Source organism: Hyphomonas sp., from assembly GCF_013823385.1.
GTDB lineage: Bacteria > Pseudomonadota > Alphaproteobacteria > Caulobacterales > Hyphomonadaceae > Hyphomonas.
Genome location: NZ_PNMA01000027.1, coordinates 21257 through 38850 on the forward strand (window position 1 = coordinate 21257; position 17594 = coordinate 38850).

Genomic DNA, 17594 nt, shown 5'->3' on the forward strand with positions numbered 1-17594 from the left:
ATATGAAACTCGAAACCTTCAAATTCGACATTGATGCCGATGGCATCGCCCACGCCGTTTTCGACGTTCCCGGCCGCAGCATGAACACGCTGACCGGCAAGGCCGTGGCGGACATCATCGCGATCGCCAATGAGGTTGCCTCCAACGCTGACATCAAGGGCCTCGTCATCTCCTCTGGCAAGGAAACCGGCTTCTGCGCCGGGGCAGACCTCGGCGAGATGGGCGACCGCGCCGGCAGTGGCGGCGGCGAGAAGAAAAAGTCCGCCGACGAACTGAAGAAAGAACAGTTCGAGCAAGGCTTTGCTCTCAATGGCACGCTGCGCAAACTGGAAACCTGCGGCAAGCCGGTGGCCGTGGCCCTCAACGGTCTCGCCCTCGGCGGCGGCCTCGAAGTGGCGCTCGCTTGTCATTACCGCGTGGCGGCAAATGACAATCCGCGCATCCAGTTCGGCCTGCCGGAAGCCAAGATCGGCCTTCTGCCGGGCGCAGGCGGCACGCAGCGTCTTCCCCGCCTCGTCGGCGTTCAGGCCGCGCTGCCGCTGATCCTTCAGGGCGAGAGCTTCAATGCCGAGAAAGCCCATGCCATGGGCGTCGTTCAGGAACTTGCTCCGGGGGCGGAGACTGTTGCCCGCGCCAAGGCCTGGGTGAAGGCAAACCCGAAGGCGAAAGCCCCGTGGGATGAAAAAGGCTTCAAGGTTCCCGGCGGCGTGCCGCATAAATCGCCCGGCGCCGGTCAGGTGGCCACGATGGCCAACATGATGCTGGCCTCGAAAACCTATGGTAATTACCCCGCTCAGAAGAACATCCTCTCCTGCATCTATGAAGGCATTCAGGTGCCCATCGATGCCGGCCTGCGCATCGAGACCCGCTATTTCATTAACACCCAGCAGCGCCCAGAGGCGAAGGCGATGATCCGTTCGCTCTTCCTCTCCACGCAGGCCCTGTCGAAGGGCGCAAACCGCCCGGCCGGCTTCGAGAAGGCTGAGATCAAAAAGGTCGGCGTCATCGGCGCCGGTCTGATGGGCGCCGGCATTGCCTATGAACAGGCACGGGCGGGCATCCGCACGGTCCTTGTTGATGTGAAGCAGGAAGCGGCCGAGAAGGGCAAGCAATACTCCGTACGCCTCGTCGAGAAGGACATCTCCCGCGGCAAGAGCACGAAGGAGAAGGGCGACGCGCTCCTCTCCCTCATCACGCCGACCACGGACTATAAGCTTCTGGAAGACTGCGACCTGATCGTCGAAGCCGTCTATGAAGACATGGACCTGAAGCACAAGGTGCTCTCCGACGCCGAAGCCGCTCTCGGCGAAAACGCCATCGTCGGATCCAACACCTCGACCCTGCCGATCACCCAGCTCTCCACGCCGCTGAAGCGCAAGGACAAGTTCATCGGCATCCACTTCTTCTCGCCGGTCGAGCGGATGGGCCTCGTCGAGATCATCATGGGCAAGGAAACCAGCCAGGAAACCCTCGCCAAGACGATCGACTATGTCCTGAAGATCCGGAAGACGCCGATTGTCGTCAATGACAGCCGCGGCTTCTACACCTCGCGCTGCTTTGGCACCTATACGCAGGAAGGCCTCGAAATGCTTTCCGAAGGCATCAAGCCGGCGATCATCGAAAACGTCGGCCGCCAGGCCGGCATGCCGATGGGGCCGCTGGAAGTCTCCGATTCGGTTGGTCTCGACACGGCGCTGAAGGTCGGCCGCGCCACTGCCAAGGCCACCGGCTTCGACTATAACGAAGCCCCGCTTGGCCGCATGATGGCCTGGATCGTGGAAGACAAGGGCCGCGTTGGCCGCAAGGCTGGCAAGGGCTTCTATGACTATAACGAGCAGGGCAAACCCGACCGTATCTGGCCGGACCTGAATGAGCAGGTCGAAGTCAAGATCGACGAATGTCCGCCCGCGCTCAAGAAAGAGCTGACCAACCGTCTCCTGATCCGTCAGGCCATCGAAGTCGCTCGCTGCTTCGAGGAGGGCGTGATCCAGGATGCGCGCGATGGCGACATCGGCTCCATCCTCGCCTGGGGCTTTGCGCCGTATACCGGCGGCTGCGTCAGCTACATGGATCTCATCTGGGGCGTGCCCGCCTTCGTCGCTGAGGCAGACCGCCTTGCTGACAAGTATGGCGAGCGCTTCCGCCCCGGCAAACTCCTGCGCGAAATGGCCGAGAAGGGCCAATCCTTCTACGACCGCTTCCCGCCGGCTGGTGAGAAGAAAGTGGCTGCCTAGTGAATTGAATCCACAGACTTCTCTCGGTTGGAGAAACCTGTGGATGAAACGGCATGCCCGTTGACAGAATAGCCCGCAGGTTGAACGTGGCGATCGCAGCGTTCGGCTGCGGGCTTTTTTGTTGGGGAACACATGATCAAGTATGTATGTGCTGCTGCGGCAGTATTGGCGCTCGGGGCTTGCGAGACAACTTCCAGCCGTCCGTATACGCCATCTACGTCGAATATTCTGGCCTTTCAGGCGGCTCTGAAAGAGTCCGACGCTAAGGTCCAGGTCGCGTCATTCAGCATGACGCCGGGCGTGTCGGAAAACATGACGTGCCGTGCACTGGGGGCATTGGAAGTCGCACCGGGAAAAACTGCCCGAGAATTCATCGAAGGCGCGATGCGCGATGAGCTTTTCGCATCTGGTATGTACGATGCGGCCACCGGAAAAGTTATCCGCGGCGAAGTTACCGAGCTTGATTTCAACTCTATGGGCACCGGAAGCTGGGACATCGGCTTGAAACTGAGCTCGGATGAACTCCCGGAAGGCTACACAATAGCGACTCATTACACGTTTAAAACCAGCTATTCGGCGATCAAAGCTTGCCAGAATGTGATTGATGCATTCACGCCTGCTGTTCAGGAGTTGATCGGTAAGGCAGTTGCTGATCCGCAATTCAAAACGCTTGCTGGCGCCAACTGAAATTTGCCCGCGAGCAAACAAAAAGGCCGGAGCGATGCTCCGGCCCTTTTTTTCTTCCGTTGTCTGAGTTCCGGGCTTACTTCTTCCCGCGGTTCCACCAGCCGGTGCGTTTCGGGCCGGTCGGCTCGGCCGGGGCAGGGGCTGCCGGTGTCGGTTCAGGCTCAACGACGGCCACAGGCGCGGCCTCGGCTTGCGCCATGGCAGGCTGAGGCTCTGGCTCGGGCGCTGCTTGAGGTGCGGGCGCTTCGACAGGAGCGGTCTCCACCTGAGCAGATTCTGCTTCTGCAGCAGGCTCGGACGTTTCCGGCGCGGCCTCCACAGTAGGCGCAGCCTCTGCGGCAGGCGTCTCATCCGCCGCTGCCTTGCTGCCACCCCGGCCACGGCGCGAGCGGGACCGGCCTGTGCGCGGCTCGTCAGCGGCGGGCGCAGGCGCGTCCTCCGCGTCAGCCTCAGCAGGCTCTGCCTCAGCCGCAACCGGCTCCTCGGCCACCTCGGCTTCGATCTGCAGCACTTCGGCGGGCGCGGGCAGGCCAATCGCCGGCTCTTCCTCTGACAGCATCACATCTGCGCTGACTGACAGGCCATCCAGGAATGCCCCGCCATCGGCAATGGCGGCAATCTCGCCGCCTTCACCGCGGCCCTCACTGCCTCTGCGGCGGCGGCGGCCACCCCGGCGGCCCCGGCGGCGGCGCTTACGCGCGGCGTCGCTGTCGTCGGCCTCTGCTTCACCAGCGCCAACGGCCTCTTCGCCGTCATCCTCGTCTTCGTCGTCTTCGCCCGCGTCTGCCTCTGCATCGGCAGGGCGTTCGGCATCCACCACTTCGAGACCGGTCTCGCGGGTTTCCCCGCGGCTGCGGCCACCCCGGCGGCGGCGGCGCCGGCGGCGGCTGCCACCTTGCTTCTCTTCAGAAGCGTCAGAGCTGCGCGTTTCGCCAGCCTCATCCTCATCGCCGGCCTCGTCATCGGCCTCGATCAGGTCTTCGTCCTCGATATCCTCATCATCCTCGTCGCGCGCCGAAGGCGGTGTCGGTTTCATCAGAGAGCGCGGCGTCGGGCGTTTCTTCGGCTTGGCGCCAGGATCCCGCTCGGCATTGATCTCGAAATCGCCGGGCAGCATGTCTTCGGAGGAATGGATCGAGATGGCAAAGCCCGCGACCCGTTCGATCTCGATCAGCGCCTCGCGCTTGTTGTTGAGAATGTAGAGCGCCACATCCGTCGGCGCCTTCACACCGATGCCCTTGAGGCCGCCGGTGGCGGCGCGCGCCTCGATTGCCCGGATCAGCTGCAGCGCAGCTGACGGGATCGAGCGGCGGCGGCCGGTGCCGTTACAGGCAGAGCAGGGGTCAGATGTCGCCTGCAGCACGCCCTGGCGGCGGCGCTGGCGCGAGATTTCCATCAGGCCGAACTGCGAGATGCGGCCATGCTGAACGCGCGCCCGGTCCACCTTCAGGCATTCCTTCAGGCGTTTTTCGACTGCGCGGTTGTTCTTGTTCTCCTCCATGTCGATGAAGTCGATCACGATCAGACCGGCAAGATCGCGCAGGCGCATCTGGCGGCAGGCTTCTTCGGCCGCCTCCAGGTTGGTGCGCACGGCGGTCTGCTCGATATTGCGCTCGCGGGTGGATTTGCCGGAGTTCACATCGATGGCAACAAGGGCTTCGGTCTGGTTGATCACCAGATAGCCGCCCGATTTCAGCTGCACGACCGGAGAATAGATCGAATCAAGCTGGTTCTCGACCGCTTCGGCCACATAGAGCGGGTCTTCCTCCCGCCATTGCTGAACCTTCTTTGCCTGGCTCGGCATGATGATCTTGGCGAGGTCTTTGGCCTCGCGATAGGCTTCATCGCCCTGAACCCAGACTTCCTCGATCTCCTTGTCGAACATGTCCCGCATCGCGCGGTGGACAAGCCCGCCCTCGGCATTGATCAGCGCCGGGGCCTCGGAGGAGAGGGTCTTCTCGACAATCTGTTCCCACAGTTTCGAGAGATAGTCATAGTCGCGCTTGATCTCGGCCTTGGTGCGCTTGGCGCCGGCCGTACGCACGATCAGGCCCTGGCCTTCAGGCACATCCAGTTCCGAAACGATGGATTTCAGCCGCTTGCGATCAGCCGAATTGACGATCTTGCGGGAAATGCCGCCCCCGCGCGGGGTGTTCGGCATCAGCACGGAATAGCGCCCGGCCAGCGACAGATAGGTCGTCAGGGCCGCGCCTTTGTTGCCGCGCTCCTCTTTCACCACCTGCACCAGCATCACCTGGCGGCGGCGGATCACTTCCTGGATCTTGTAGCGCTTGGAGATCGGGGTGCGCTGGGTCTTTTTCTGGCCATTGCGGCGTTCAGGCTTGGCGGCGCGCGGGCGGGCCTCTTCGCCATCGTCCTCGCCATAGCCGTCTGCATCGGCTGAAGCGTCCGCGTCGGCGTCATCTTCGTCGCCATCGTCCTCTTCGCCGTCATCGGCGCCGGGAACATCCACGCCAGCGCCGTTTTCCAGCTCGGCGCTCATGCCATGGGGAACATACGGGCCGTCATCATCATCCTCGATGGCGGCGGCGGCCTCCTCGGCGGCTTCTTTGAGAAGCGCTTCGCGGTCGGCTGCGGGCAGCTGGTAATAATCCGGGTGGATCTCGCTGAAAGCGAGGAAACCGTGGCGGTTGCCACCATATTCGACAAAGGCGGCCTGGAGCGAAGGCTCCACCCGGGTCACTTTGGCGAGATAAATATTTCCGCGGAGTTGTTCGTTGCCGGTTGTTTCGAAATCGAAGTCATCAACCTGGCCATTGTTGACGATGGCCACCCGCGTTTCTTCGGGGTGGGCCGCGTCGATCAGCATTAGTCTGCTCATTAAACAGAACCTTTCGGTCCGGCGCCGCTCGCCAGGGCGCAGGGCGCCTCTGGTTGGCTGGCAGGCCGGAATAAGTGGTGAGGGAGGCGCGTTGCGGGCGCAGAGAGCCGTCTCGCCTCGGCGAGTCGATCAAACCTGCAGTGTTCGCGGCACCAGTGCGCATTTTTCCTGCTTTCCGGAGCGCGCCGCCCGCTTGCCTTTCCGGGGAAGCCGGGCCGGGGTGCGCTGTTGGGAAACCGTTGGGCCGACCCTTTACGGCGGCCACATGAGAATAGTGCCCAATTTTCCCTGCAATTGAAAGAGCCAAATTCCCGCTCGGGGTGCTGTAACAGCTAATCTGCGGTCAAGGCTGGGTTAATCTTCCTGTGGGTATCCACATCAGTGACCTGAAATTGGGCACCGCCCGCCCATTCCAACCCGCCGAGCTGATGCTGACACGTATTGTTTCAGTCCTGTTAATACTTTGCTTTGGCGCCGTTTTTGGCGCCCTTGCGGACGTGTCACAAGTGCGCGTTGTGGGGGACGGCGCCCCGACCCGAATCACGATCTGGACTGATGCCCCTGAGGAAGCTGAAGCCTATGCCAGCGAAACCGGCGGTGTGCGGCGCATCATTTTCCCGCTAAGGTCGAACGCCTATTCTGCAGAGGGCCCCGGCGGCGGCGGGGTCACCGTCTGGTCGCTGAACCCGGGGCGGCTGGAGTTCGCGCTCGACCGGCCGATGTCGGTGGCGCGCGTCCTGCGCCTGCCGCCCACCGGCACGGAAAAATCCTATCGCGTGATCGTCGATCTCGACACCGTCTCCGAGGCCCGCTTCTCCAGCCTGGCCAAGCGCGACCAGCGCCGGCTGGCCAAGGCGGAAACGGATGCCGCGAAAGCTGCCGAAACGCAGACGGCCATCCTGGCAGGGGCGGGCGCGGCGGCGGCGGGCCGGAAGGCGCCGCCCCGCAGCAAGGGCCATGTCGTGGTGATTGATGCCGGCCATGGCGGCAAGGATCCCGGCGCCATGGCGATCAATGGCGGCAGGGAAAAGGATGTCACCCTTAAGGCGGCCCTCGCCCTGCGAGACCTGCTGGAGGCCGATGGCCGCTATGTCGTCAAGCTCACCCGTGACACCGATGTCTATGTCGACCATGAAGACCGGGTGACCAAGGCGCGAAACTGGGGCGCGGAACTCTTCATCTCGCTGCATGCGGATGCGGCCGGTTCCAGCTCGGTTGCAGGCGCTTCGGTCTACACCATCTCCGCGCGCGGGGAGGGGCGGATCGACCGCGAGGCGAGCCGCAACAATTGGGTCATCCCGATCGAAGATGGAACGCCCCAGCGCCTCACCGGCATCCTCTCGGATCTCGTCAAGCGCGAGACCAAGACCCGCTCTGCCGAATTTGCCGAGCTGCTCTTGCCCGAGCTTGAGCAGGCTGGCCCGGTTCTGCGCAATACCCACCGCAGCGCCGGCTTCTATGTCCTGCTGGCGCCGGACGTGCCCGCCGTGCTTCTGGAACTCGGCTTCCTCACCAATGCGGACGACGCCAAGCGGCTTCAGTCGGACAAGGGGCGCCAGGCCGCCGTGCGTGCCATCAAGAATGCCATCGATACCTATTTTGACCGTCAGGACGTGCGGCTTGCCTCACAATAGCGCCGAAATGGCGCGTGGCAGACCGCTGCGCGCCACTTGTAGCGCCCATCGGATACTGCAAGTGTTTGCCCCATGAAACGCATCCTTTCGCCGATCCTCCTTGCCAGTCTTTTCGCCCTGTGTGCCTGCGCCACCTCCGGTTCGCACGGGTCATCCTACGACTTCTCCGGCGACCGTCCGCCTGAAGCGCAGGCCTATCGGGATTTCATGATCGCGCGGATTGCCTCGCTGACAAACGATCCCGAAACCGCGTCCCGGCGCTATGCGGCCATCATTGATGTCATGCCTGAGAAGGCCTCGATTGCCGAGCGCGCCGTCTTCTCTGCGCTGCTGGCAGGCGACTATCCTGCCGCTGCCGGGCTTTCCAGCCGCGCGCTTGCGGCGGGCAGCGAGGCGAGCCTCATCCGGCTCACGCTCGCCGTCGATGCCATCGTGCGCGGCAAGCCCGACAAGGCGCAGCCCTATCTCGAAGAGTCGGCCTTCCTGCCCTTCAACCGGAATATCGCCAACAGCATCTCGGCCTGGCGCGCGCTGGACAAGGATGGCCTCGCTCTGGCGACAGGCTATCTGGAGCAGGGGCTCACCGGCGATCTGCGCTATGACAGCCCGGCTCTCTACATGCTGGGCCTCCTGCAGATGTCGGGCGGCGCCGAGGATCAGGCTCTGGCGAATTTCGAGCGTGTCTGGGCCTCCGGGGCCCGCCTCGCCATCGGCGTCGAGGCTCATGCCGAACTTCTCGCCGCCCGCGGAGAGCGCGCCCGCGCGCTTGAGATCATCGAAACCTTCCGCTCTGAGGTCGGTACCAATGCGGCCCTGGCCCAGCTTGCCCGCCGCATCGAGGCAGGCGAGCAGATCAAGCCGCGCCGGTTGACCACCCGCCAGGGCGCGGCCCTGTCGCTGTACGTCCCGGCTGCCGCGCTGATGTATCAGACCAATGATGATCTCTCCTCGGTCTATTTCGTGCTGGCGCTGGCGCTCGACCCGGACCTGCAGGTCGCCCGCTCCCTCTGGGCGCAGGCGCTGGAGAATGGCGGTCGCCGCGAGGATGCCATCCGTGTACTGCGCGAAGTGCCTTCCTCCTCTCCCTATTACGCCAACGCCCAGGGCCAGCTTGCCGGTCTCCTGAACGCGCAAGGCAAGAGTGAGGAAGCCCTCCGCGTCGCCGCCGAGGCGCTGGCCGGAACCCCTGACCGCAGCCTCCAGCTTCAACTCGCCGATCTCTACATTTCCCTCGAACGCTATGCAGAAGGGGAGGCGGTGCTCAATGAGATCATCGCCGCTGATGGCGCCAAGGAAGACTGGCGTGTCATCTTCGCGCGCGGCGCCGCGCGGGAGCGTCAGGGCAACTGGCCGGAAGCCGAAGCAGACCTGAAACATGCCCTGGAACTGCGCCCGGAAAGCGCCACTGTCCTCAACTATCTCGGCTATTCCTGGATCGACCGGGGCGAAAACCTTGAGGAAGGGTTCGCCCTCATCCGCCGCGCGGTAATCCTCGAGCCGCTGTCGGGCCATATCATCGACAGTCTCGGCTGGGCGCATTACAAGCTCGGCCAGTATGAGGAAGCCATCGACTATCTCGAGCGCGCGGTCGAACTCATGCCCGGCGACCCGATCCTGAATGATCATCTGGGGGACGCTTACTGGCGCGCGGGGCGCAAGCTGGAGGCAACTTTCCAGTGGGAGCGCGCCCTGACGCTGGATCCGGCCGAGAAAGACCGGGAACGGATCAATGCCAAGCTGCACTCCAAGCTGGGCCCTGACGCGCCCGAGGCGGCCGCCCCGGCTGCGCTCCCGGCCGGCGTGCCGGAAACGCCCTGAAGGCCGCGCTCATGGGTATCGTAGAAACAGGCCTTTCCGGCTGGGCACCTGCCAAGGTGAACCTCTACCTGCATGTCGGCCCTCCCAAATCCAATGGCCGGCATGATCTCGATTCCCTCGTCGTCTTCGCCGATGCGCGCGCCGCCGACCACCTCACCGTAGAGCCCGCCGACACCCTTACCCTCGACGTTTCAGGTCCCGCAGCCGCCGCTGCCGGATCCGGCGAGGACAATCTCGTCCTCAAGGCGGCCCGCGCGCTCCAGATCGCTGCCGGCGTGCAGCAGGGCGCGCGCCTCACGCTCAGGAAATGGCTTCCCGTTGCCGCCGGCATTGGCGGGGGCTCGTCGGACGCTGCCATGACCCTCCGTCTCCTGACGAAGCTCTGGGATATTGACCCCGCCCATGCCGCCGCCCTCGCGCCCGGCCTTGGCGGCGACGTTCCCGTCGCGCTCGCGGGCCAGCCCGCCCTGATGCGCGGGGAAGGGGAGCGCGTCACGCCGCTGCCGTCTCTCCCGCCGCTTGCTGCCCTCCTGGTCAATCCCGGCCTGCCATGCCCCACAGGTCCGGTCTTCCGCGCCCATGACGCGGCCGGCGGCGGCGCAGACTTTGCCGAAATCCATCCGCTGCCGGAATTTCCAGACGCCCACGCCCTCGCCGCCTGGCTCAGCGGGCAACGCAACGACCTCGAGCCGCCCGCCGCCGCCATGGTGCCGGAAATCGCCGCCACGCTCGCCTTCCTGCGCGCCCAGCCCGGCGTGCTGCTCGCCCGGATGAGCGGATCGGGCGCCACCTGCTTTGCCCTCTTCGAAGCCATCGCCTTTGCCGAGCGTGCGATGGTGGTCCTCCGCAATGACGCAGGCAGGAAACACTGGTGGTCGGCAGCCTGCCGTCTGGGGGCCGCGCCATGATGGCGCTTTCCCTGGTCTGGGCCGCCCTGCCGCTGATGGTCAGCTTTGCCGTCTGCGCGCTGATGACCCGCCTCGGCCCGAAGGATGCGCCCGATGGCGGCCGCAAGACGCAGGCCCGCCCCGTGCCCAGCGCCGGCGGCCTCGGCGTTCTGGCCGGCATCGCGGTCACCCTCCTTGCCGGCAGCGCGGTCCAGCCCGCCGCTCTGGGCAATCCCCTGACAACCCTTGCCCAGAGCGCGCTTGCAGGCGTGATGCTCCTTGTGCTGATCGCTGGCCTGCTCGGTTTTGCCGATGACAGGTTCAACCTTCCCGCCCGGCGCAAGCTGCTGGTGCTCGCTGCCGCGTCCCTCCTGGCCGCGATCTATGCCCCCCATGTCACCCAGCTCTGGCTGCCCGGCATGGGCGAGGCGGGGCTCGCCGTGCCTGTCTTCCTCGGGATCGTCTGCGCGGCGCTCTGGATGTTCGTCATGGCCAATGCGGTCAACTTCCTGGACGGCGCCAATGGCATTGCCATGGGCTCCTCCGCCATCCTGCTGGCTGCGCTGGCCGTCATCGCCGCGCCCCCGCCGGGGGCAGCGCCGGGCATTCTCTTCCTGCTGCTGGTCTCTGCCGTCGCCGCGCTCTGCGGCTTCCTCGCCTGGAACCTTGCCGGCCGCCTCTATGCGGGCGACACCGGCGCGCTCGCCATTGGCGCGCTCATCGGCGGGGCAGGGCTCTCGGCCGCCGTCATCCATTCAGCCTGGGTTCCGGCCACACTCGTCCTGCCCATCCTGATCGACGTCTTCCTCACGCTGATCTGGCGCGCCCGCCTCCGCCGCCCGCTGATGCAGGCCCACAGGGACCATGCCTATCAGCTCTTCCTGCGCGCAGGCTGGAGCCATCTGAAAGTCGCCTCTCTCTGGTGGGGATTCTGCCTCGTTACATCGCTCGCCGCGATCGCCGGCGCGCGTCAGGGCCCCGGCGCCGCCTTCGGCCTGTTCGCCATCCTCTTGGGGGTGGGCTGCGCGCTCTGGATCGGGCAGCGGGTCACGCTGGGCCGCCGCCTGGCGCTTGAAGGCCGCTAGCTCAGTAAGCGCGGCTCACGCAGAAATCAGCCAGGTCTTCCAGCGCGTCACGATAGGGCGAGGCCGGCAGCGTGCGCAGCGCGCCCTTGGCCAGCGCCGCATAGGCTTCGGCCTCCTGCACGGTCGCCTCGGCGGCGCCCGTTGCGCGGATCAGGTGAACGGCATGGGCGAGGTCGGAATCTTCCTGCGCTTCCGGGTTCAGGGCGCGGTCCCAGAAGGCCCGGTCCTCGTCCGATCCCCGGCGGCGCGCGATGATCACCGGCAGGGTGATTTTCCCTTCGCGGAAATCATCGCCGACCGACTTGCCGATCACCGAAGTTGTCCCGCCATAGTCGAGCGCGTCATCAATGATCTGGAAGGCAAGGCCAAGGTTCTTGCCATAGGTCGCCAGCGCGTCGGCATATTCCTCGCCCCCGCCAGACATCGCGCCCGTCTCGGCGGCCGCTTCAAACAGCGCCCCGGTCTTGGCTTCAACGATGGCGAGATATTCCTCGGTCGGCAGGTCGCGCGCGGCCATCGCGGCCAGTTGGCGCACTTCGCCTTCGGCAATCACGGTAGAGGCGGTCGCCAACCGGTTCAGGATATCAAGGCTGTTGGCCTCGACCAGCAGGTTGAACGCCCGCGCAAACAGGAAATCCCCCACCAGGATCGAGGCCTTGTTGCCCCAGATCGCCTTGGCGGCGGGTTTGCCCCGGCGCAGGTCGCTCTCGTCCACCACATCATCATGCAGCAGGGTGGCCGTGTGGATGAACTCCACGGCAGCCGCCAGCGCATGGGTCGCATGGGTCGCCTTGCCCACGGCATGGGCGGCGATCAGCGTGATCATCGGGCGCAGGCGTTTGCCGCCAGCCGAGACGATATAGCCCGAAAGGTCTGGAATGACGGCCACTGGGCTGGCCGCGCGTTCGGCCAGCAGGCGCTCCACGGCGGTCAGGTCATCTGCGACAAGTGCCTGCATGCGCTCCGTGATCGAGGAGAGCTGGGCCTTGCTCTTCGGTTTTGGCGCGAGGGTCAAACGGGGCACTCCGGCAGCGGCGATATAGATATAAGTAAATCTACGCAAATACCCGGACAACTCGACGTGGCACCGGGCCGCACGCCTTTGAGCGCATTGGCGCGGGCGCGGCAATAGGATAGCGTGCAACCACCTGGCGGCCAGGTGCGTTTAACGTGGTATGGAACCGATGAAACCTCTGATCATTGCCCTCGGGGCGCTTTCTCTGGCCGCTTGCGCCACAACTCCGGCATATGGCCCCGCTACCCGCGACGGCGCCATGGGCTATACCTCCCAGCAGATCGAGGCTGGCCGCCACAGGATTGCCTATACCGACAAGGACCCCGGCAAGGCGCGCAATCTGGCGCTGCTGCGGGCCTCCGAGATCACCCTCATGGAGGGCAGGGACTGGTTTGAGATCACCTCCGAATATGTGGATGCCGAGGCAAGCCGCAGCGGCGGCTCCTCCATCGGCATCAGCGGCGGCACGGGTACTTACGGGCGCTCGTCCAGTGTTGGCGTTGGGGTGGGCTTCGGCATTCCGCTGGGCGGCGGAAGCTCCGGCGGCAAGGCGACCGCCGTGCTGGAAATCGTCACGGGCGCCAACCCGAAGCCCGAAAAGGCCACCGTTTATGATGCCCGCTCGGTCGACATGAACCTGCGCGCCCAGCTCCAGTAATGGAAGAAGTGCTCCGCACGAACGATCCGGTGAAGCTGTCCTATGCCCAGCACCTGCTCGCAGAGGCGGGCATAGAGGGCTTTGTGGCCGACCAGCATATTTCGGCGGTCGAGGGCAATATCGGCGCATTTCCGCGCAGGCTGATGGTTAAGAGTGAAGACAAGCTGCGCGCCGATGTGCTGCTCGCCGAGTTGCGCCAGGAATAGGGCCCTGTTTTTCCTTCCCTTGCGTCGGACTTGAACCGCGCGCCAAAGTCCTCAAGAGAAAATTCTGTATTTAACTAGGGGTGTAGCGCGGATGGCCGAACCTCTTATACCATCGGCAGGCGTCCGGGCCTGGCCGGGACACTTCGGAGCGGACGGGATCACGCCTATGCACCAGCTTGAACCGGCGGGCAGGTATTCGCCCTATCATGTCTTCACGGCCGCCGAATGGGCGCAGTTCCGGGCCGATACGCCCCTGACGCTCACCGAGGATGAGGTCCGCCGTCTCTCCTCCCTCTATGATCCGGTCGATCTGGACGAGGTGCGCCGCATCTATCTGGCGCTCTCCCGGCTCCTCTCGGCGCATGTCGAAACGGTGCAGCGCCTCTTCCACCAGCGCCGGGCCTTCTTCAGCACGCCGGATGCGGCGCCCTCGCCCTTCATCATCGGCATGGCCGGCTCGGTCTCGGCCGGCAAATCAACCACCGCCCGTATCCTCAAGGAGCTGCTGGGCCGCTGGCCCGCCAGCCCGAAGGTCGATCTCGTCACCACTGACGGTTTTCTCTATCCCAACGCGGTGCTGCAGGCGCAGGGGCTGATGCAGCGCAAGGGCTTCCCGGAAAGCTATGATGTCGGCGCGCTCCTGCGCTTCCTCTCCACCATCAAGTCGGGCGAGCGCAATGTCCGCGCGCCGGTCTATTCCCACATGACCTATGACGTGATCCCCGGCGAATATGTCACCATCGACCGGCCCGATATCCTCATCTTCGAGGGCCTGAACGTCCTGCAGACGCGCGACCTGCCGCGCGATGGCAAGATCGTGCCTTTCCTCTCGGATTTCTTCGACTTCTCGATCTATATCGACGCCGATGAGGAATTGCTGCGGGAATGGTATATCGCCCGCTTCATGCGGCTGCGGGAGACAGCCTTCCGCAGCCCGGAATCCTATTTCCACCGCTATTCCACCTTCTCCGAAGCCGAAGCCCTGCAAACCGCCATCGGCCTCTGGGAGAATATCAACCTGAAAAACCTGCACGAGAATATCCTGCCCACCCGTCCGCGCGCCGATCTCATCCTGCGCAAGGGGGCTGACCATCTCGTCAGCGAAGTCGCCCTGAGGCGGCTATGACCGCGCCGGAGGAGCCGGAAGAAGAGACCACCGAAGACACGGTCTATCAGGGCCGGGTCCGCCTGGTTCAGCCGGTGAAGGGTTTCCGCACGGGCTTCGATTCCCTTCTCCTGGCGGCGGCCCTGCCGGTGTTGGACAAGGGCGAGGCGCTGGAGCTTGGTTGCGGGTGTGGCGGGGCGCTGCTCCCGGCGGCCTGGAGGATGCCGGGGGTGTCCTTCATTGGTCTCGAATTGTCCGAAACTGTCACCCGGATGTCCAGGCGTGGCGCTATCCTGAACGGGTTTGACCCCCGCGTGACCATCGAAAATACCGAAGCATCAGAATGGGTTAAGCCCCATGAGAACCGCTTCGACCTGGTCTTCGCCAACCCGCCCTATTTTGAACCCGGCAAGATTTCCGAGCCAGGGGAGGGCAAGGCCGCCGCCTATATCGAAACCCTATCTCTGGAAGCGTGGATAAAGGCGATGCTCCACGCGGCCAAACCCCGCGCCCCGGTCATCCTTGTCCACCGCGCTGCCGAGCTTGCCCGCATCCTCGCCCAGCTTGACCGCCAGGCCGGCGAGATCACCGTGCTGCCCGTGGCCTCCAAGGCGGGCGAGCCCGCCCGCCGCGTGCTGGTGCGCGGCCGCAAGGGCCTGAAGCGCGGCCCGCTCACCCTGCTGCCGCCCCTGATCACCCATACCGATGACGGCAGCGCCCGCACCCCCGCCGCGCAGGCCATCATCGAAGGCTATCCCCTGGCCTGGTAGCGGCGATTAACCCTTGAACCCTGCGGAAAAGCCCGCAAACTGAAGCTGACGGCAATCTGACGTCGGGAGGCCCGGCCCATGTTCACTCTTCTCTTCTTTGCCAGCCTGGCGCTTGGCCTGTTCATCGCCATCTACGGCGCCTTCGGCACGCGCGACCATAACGGTTCCGGCAAGAAGAAAGGCTGGTGGTAGGCCAGCCCCCGGTTGCGAACCCGCCCGGTCAGCGCTAGGTGCGAGCGTGTACCAAATGCCGGGATGTCTGCATGTCTGCCCCCAAAGCCCACGCCAAGCCCAAATCCTTCCAGGACCTGATCCTGACGCTCCAGGCCTATTGGGGCGCGCAAGGCTGCGCGATCCTTCAGCCCTATGACATGGAAGTCGGCGCCGGCACGCTGCATCCGGCCACCGTCCTGCGCGCCCTCGGGCCCAAGAACTGGCGCGCCGCCTATGTTCAGCCCAGCCGCCGCCCCAAGGATGGCCGCTATGGCGAAAACCCCAACCGGCTTGGCCATTACTACCAGTATCAGGTCATCCTGAAGCCCAACCCCCCAAACCTTCAGGACCTCTACCTCGAAAGCCTTTACCGCATCGGCATTGACCCCACCGTCCATGACATCCGCTTCGTGGAAGACGACTGGGAAAACCCCACCGTCGGCGCCTGGGGTCTTGGCTGGGAAGTCTGGTGCGACGGGATGGAAGTCAGCCAGTACACCTATTTTCAGCAGGTCGGCGGCCTCGACGTGTTCCCGGTCTCCGGCGAGCTGACCTACGGCCTCGAACGCCTCGCCATGTACGTTTTCGGCGTCGATAATGTCTACGATCTGCCCTTCAACGACCCGGATTCGGCCGTCCCGCTGACCTATGGCGACGTTTTCCTTGAAAACGAGCGCCAGCAGAGCGCCTTCAACTTCGAGCATTCCGATGTCGAGATGCTGAAGCGCTGGTTTGCCGATTGCGAAAGCCAGTCGGTTGCCCTGCGTGAGGCCGGCAAACCGCTGCCCGCCTATGACTACGCCCTGAAGGCCTCGCACACCTTCAACCTGATCGACGCCCGCGGCGCCATCAGCCCCACCGAGCGCCAGGCCTATATCGCCCGCGTGCGAGACCTTGCCCGCGGCGCCGCCGCCCAATGGGCCGAGCAGCAGGCATAACAGCTTCTGGTGAACGGATCTCAGGCTCAGGCGTTAACAGCGCCAGAGGAGATTTCCGATGAAACCATTTTACGCCCTATTAGCGCTGACGCTGGCGGCCTCTGCCGCCGCCTGCAAGCCTTCCCCCCAAACGGAAAGCGTAAGTGCTGGGACGCCGGAGGCGGTGGCTTCCCACTCTCCGGCGGTGGGGGCAGCCACTCAAACTCTGCCAGAGGGCGAGCCGGGCGGCGAAGACACTCTGGCGCTCACCCCATTTGAGCCCACCACCGTGGAAATCTATTGCCGCTTCCAGCGCCAGGCCGAAAACGGGGAACTGGGCGGCGCGCTGTTCATCACGGAAATTGCCGGTGTTCCAGCCCCTGCGGCCATCGGCCTGGAAGGGCAGGCGGTCCGCCTGGAGGAGGTCTCCAAGACGGAACAGGACGGCGCCGCCATCTGGACCTACCGCAATGAAGAGCGGCCGGTGGAAGTCCAGCTGACGCTGACGGAAACGGATGAAGGCTTCGAATACCGCGCCTATGAGGGCACAATCCGGATCATGGACCCCGTACAGGGGGACATCATCCCCATCGAAGGCACCTGCGGGGTCTGATCGGACCGCCGCCTCAGTACATGAGCAGGCGGCATTCTCCAAACTGAACCGGGCTGATGCGGGCACGGGCGACACTGCCTGAGCCTTCCGCGTCGCTCATCACGGCAATGCTGGTGACGTGCACGGGCTTCTCGCCCGTTGCGGCGAAGATATCGGCGATCAGGTTGCGCGATTCCAAAACCAGTTTGCCCGTGGGGTTTGGTCCCTGTTGCAGGGCCATGAGCTTGTTGCTCGACCAGGGGCTGGTCCAGATCGCCCCGCGGGGATGATCGTTCGACCAGACATAGTTGAAGCCAAAGGTCTGGCCGGTTTCCAGAATTCCGAAAACATAGAGACGGATCGCGAAATCATCCCCGGCGAGGCTGTCCTCCGGCTCTTTGAGCGTGGGCAGCGTGTCGGCGCTCCAGCTCCAGTTCAGGCAGGAGGACTCTTCTGTGTCCAGCGTGGCGTTCACGCCGTGGCTGATCCAGCTGGCGGTGCCGTCGGCATAGGTCGTCAGGATGCTACCCTCAGGCGTGCTTACAACCTCGTACTTCGTTTCATAATGGAAGTAGCGCGGCCGCCAGCCAAACGGGATCGGATAGGACGGTCTCCAGTCGGTGTCGACGAAGGGGGGGCGCTGGCCGGGTTTGTGGGAAGGAGGCGCGCGCTGGTCCCGCGGGGGTGGCTCTGCCATCGCGGCGCTGCCAGCCATCAGCAGGCCGGCGAGAAGGAAAAGGATTTTGGAGATCATTCGCCTTTGCTTTCGCTTCTCCTCTCACATTAGCGCGTGCTCGCTCCGGTTTCCATGGCTGCAATCTTGAATGTTTTGTGAGCGGGGCTGAGGGTGAGCCGCGGGGCCGCTGTATTCTCGCCTCACATCGAAGGCAGCTGCTGGGTCTGAGGCGCACGCCGCTGCGCAATCCATAGC

At 64.4% G+C, this 17594-nt stretch carries 15 protein-coding genes; 12 read left to right on the forward strand and 3 right to left on the reverse strand.

Features of this window, described 5'->3' with window-relative positions:
- Window positions 1–2 precede the first annotated feature (2 nt).
- Both C0456_RS14720 and C0456_RS14725 read left to right on the forward strand, forming a co-directional pair.
- Window positions 3–2234 (forward strand): 3-hydroxyacyl-CoA dehydrogenase NAD-binding domain-containing protein, encoded by a 2232-nt coding sequence (locus C0456_RS14720; RefSeq protein WP_291053656.1) that lies wholly within the window; start codon window positions 3–5, stop codon window positions 2232–2234.
- A 132-nt stretch (window positions 2235–2366) separates the two neighbouring features.
- Window positions 2367–2921: a hypothetical protein gene (locus tag C0456_RS14725; protein WP_291053658.1), complete on the forward strand. Its 555-nt coding sequence runs from the start codon at window positions 2367–2369 to the stop codon at window positions 2919–2921.
- Between the two features lie 76 nt (window positions 2922–2997).
- On the opposite strand, the gene C0456_RS14730 is transcribed toward C0456_RS14725, so the two are convergent.
- Complete coding sequence (locus C0456_RS14730) at window positions 2998–5763, reverse strand: ribonuclease E/G (protein ID WP_291053660.1); 2766 nt, start codon at window positions 5761–5763, stop codon at window positions 2998–3000.
- 497 nt (window positions 5764–6260) lie between these two features.
- Here C0456_RS14730 and C0456_RS14735 point away from each other — a divergent pair, with 497 nt between their 5' ends.
- The 4 genes from C0456_RS14735 to C0456_RS14750 all read left to right on the forward strand — a co-directional run bounded on the left by C0456_RS14735 (window position 6261) and on the right by C0456_RS14750 (window position 11187).
- A complete protein-coding gene (locus C0456_RS14735; RefSeq protein WP_291053662.1) occupies window positions 6261–7397 on the forward strand; it encodes an N-acetylmuramoyl-L-alanine amidase in 1137 nt (378 codons plus the stop codon).
- Between the two features lie 72 nt (window positions 7398–7469).
- The gene (locus C0456_RS14740; protein ID WP_291053664.1) at window positions 7470–9215 is read left to right on the forward strand and encodes a tetratricopeptide repeat protein; all 1746 of its coding nucleotides are present in this window, start codon (window positions 7470–7472) and stop codon (window positions 9213–9215) included.
- An 11-nt stretch (window positions 9216–9226) separates the two neighbouring features.
- Window positions 9227–10123: a 4-(cytidine 5'-diphospho)-2-C-methyl-D-erythritol kinase gene (locus tag C0456_RS14745; protein ID WP_291053666.1), complete on the forward strand. Its 897-nt coding sequence runs from the start codon at window positions 9227–9229 to the stop codon at window positions 10121–10123.
- Window positions 10120–11187, forward strand: coding sequence for a hypothetical protein (locus C0456_RS14750; protein WP_291053668.1), 1068 nt, complete (start codon window positions 10120–10122; stop codon window positions 11185–11187). The genes C0456_RS14745 and C0456_RS14750 overlap by 4 nt, the downstream gene beginning before the upstream one ends.
- A gap of 1 nt (window position 11188) precedes the next feature.
- Here C0456_RS14750 and C0456_RS14755 read toward each other — a convergent pair whose 3' ends face one another.
- Window positions 11189–12202: a polyprenyl synthetase family protein gene (locus C0456_RS14755; protein ID WP_291053670.1), complete on the reverse strand. Its 1014-nt coding sequence runs from the start codon at window positions 12200–12202 to the stop codon at window positions 11189–11191.
- A 169-nt stretch (window positions 12203–12371) separates the two neighbouring features.
- On the opposite strand from C0456_RS14755, the gene C0456_RS14760 reads away from it, so the two are divergent.
- The 6 genes from C0456_RS14760 (at window position 12372) to C0456_RS14785 (ending at window position 16684) form a co-directional block, all read left to right on the forward strand.
- The gene (locus C0456_RS14760) at window positions 12372–12860 is read left to right on the forward strand and encodes a hypothetical protein (protein WP_291053672.1); all 489 of its coding nucleotides are present in this window, start codon (window positions 12372–12374) and stop codon (window positions 12858–12860) included.
- Entirely contained in the window at window positions 12860–13066 is a 207-nt protein-coding gene (locus C0456_RS14765) for a DUF2007 domain-containing protein (protein WP_291053674.1), read from the forward strand. The genes C0456_RS14760 and C0456_RS14765 overlap by 1 nt, the downstream gene beginning before the upstream one ends.
- A 166-nt stretch (window positions 13067–13232) precedes the next feature.
- Window positions 13233–14192, forward strand: coding sequence for a type I pantothenate kinase (gene coaA / locus C0456_RS14770; RefSeq protein WP_291053676.1), 960 nt, complete (start codon window positions 13233–13235; stop codon window positions 14190–14192).
- Window positions 14189–14941, forward strand: a complete 753-nt coding sequence (locus tag C0456_RS14775; protein WP_291053678.1) for a methyltransferase — start codon at window positions 14189–14191, stop codon at window positions 14939–14941. Before coaA ends, C0456_RS14775 begins: the two co-directional genes overlap by 4 nt.
- 263 nt (window positions 14942–15204) lie before the next feature.
- Window positions 15205–16092, forward strand: coding sequence for a glycine--tRNA ligase subunit alpha (locus C0456_RS14780; RefSeq protein WP_291053680.1), 888 nt, complete (start codon window positions 15205–15207; stop codon window positions 16090–16092).
- Between the two features lie 58 nt (window positions 16093–16150).
- Window positions 16151–16684, forward strand: a complete 534-nt coding sequence (locus tag C0456_RS14785; RefSeq protein ID WP_291053682.1) for a hypothetical protein — start codon at window positions 16151–16153, stop codon at window positions 16682–16684.
- Window positions 16685–16697: 13 nt separating this feature from the next.
- Here the strand turns inward: C0456_RS14785 and C0456_RS14790 are convergent, their stop codons facing one another.
- Window positions 16698–17417 carry a DUF3047 domain-containing protein gene (locus C0456_RS14790; protein WP_291053684.1) on the reverse strand — a complete coding sequence of 240 codons (720 nt, stop codon included), beginning with the start codon at window positions 17415–17417 and terminating at the stop codon, window positions 16698–16700.
- Between the last annotated feature and the right edge of the window lie 177 nt (window positions 17418–17594).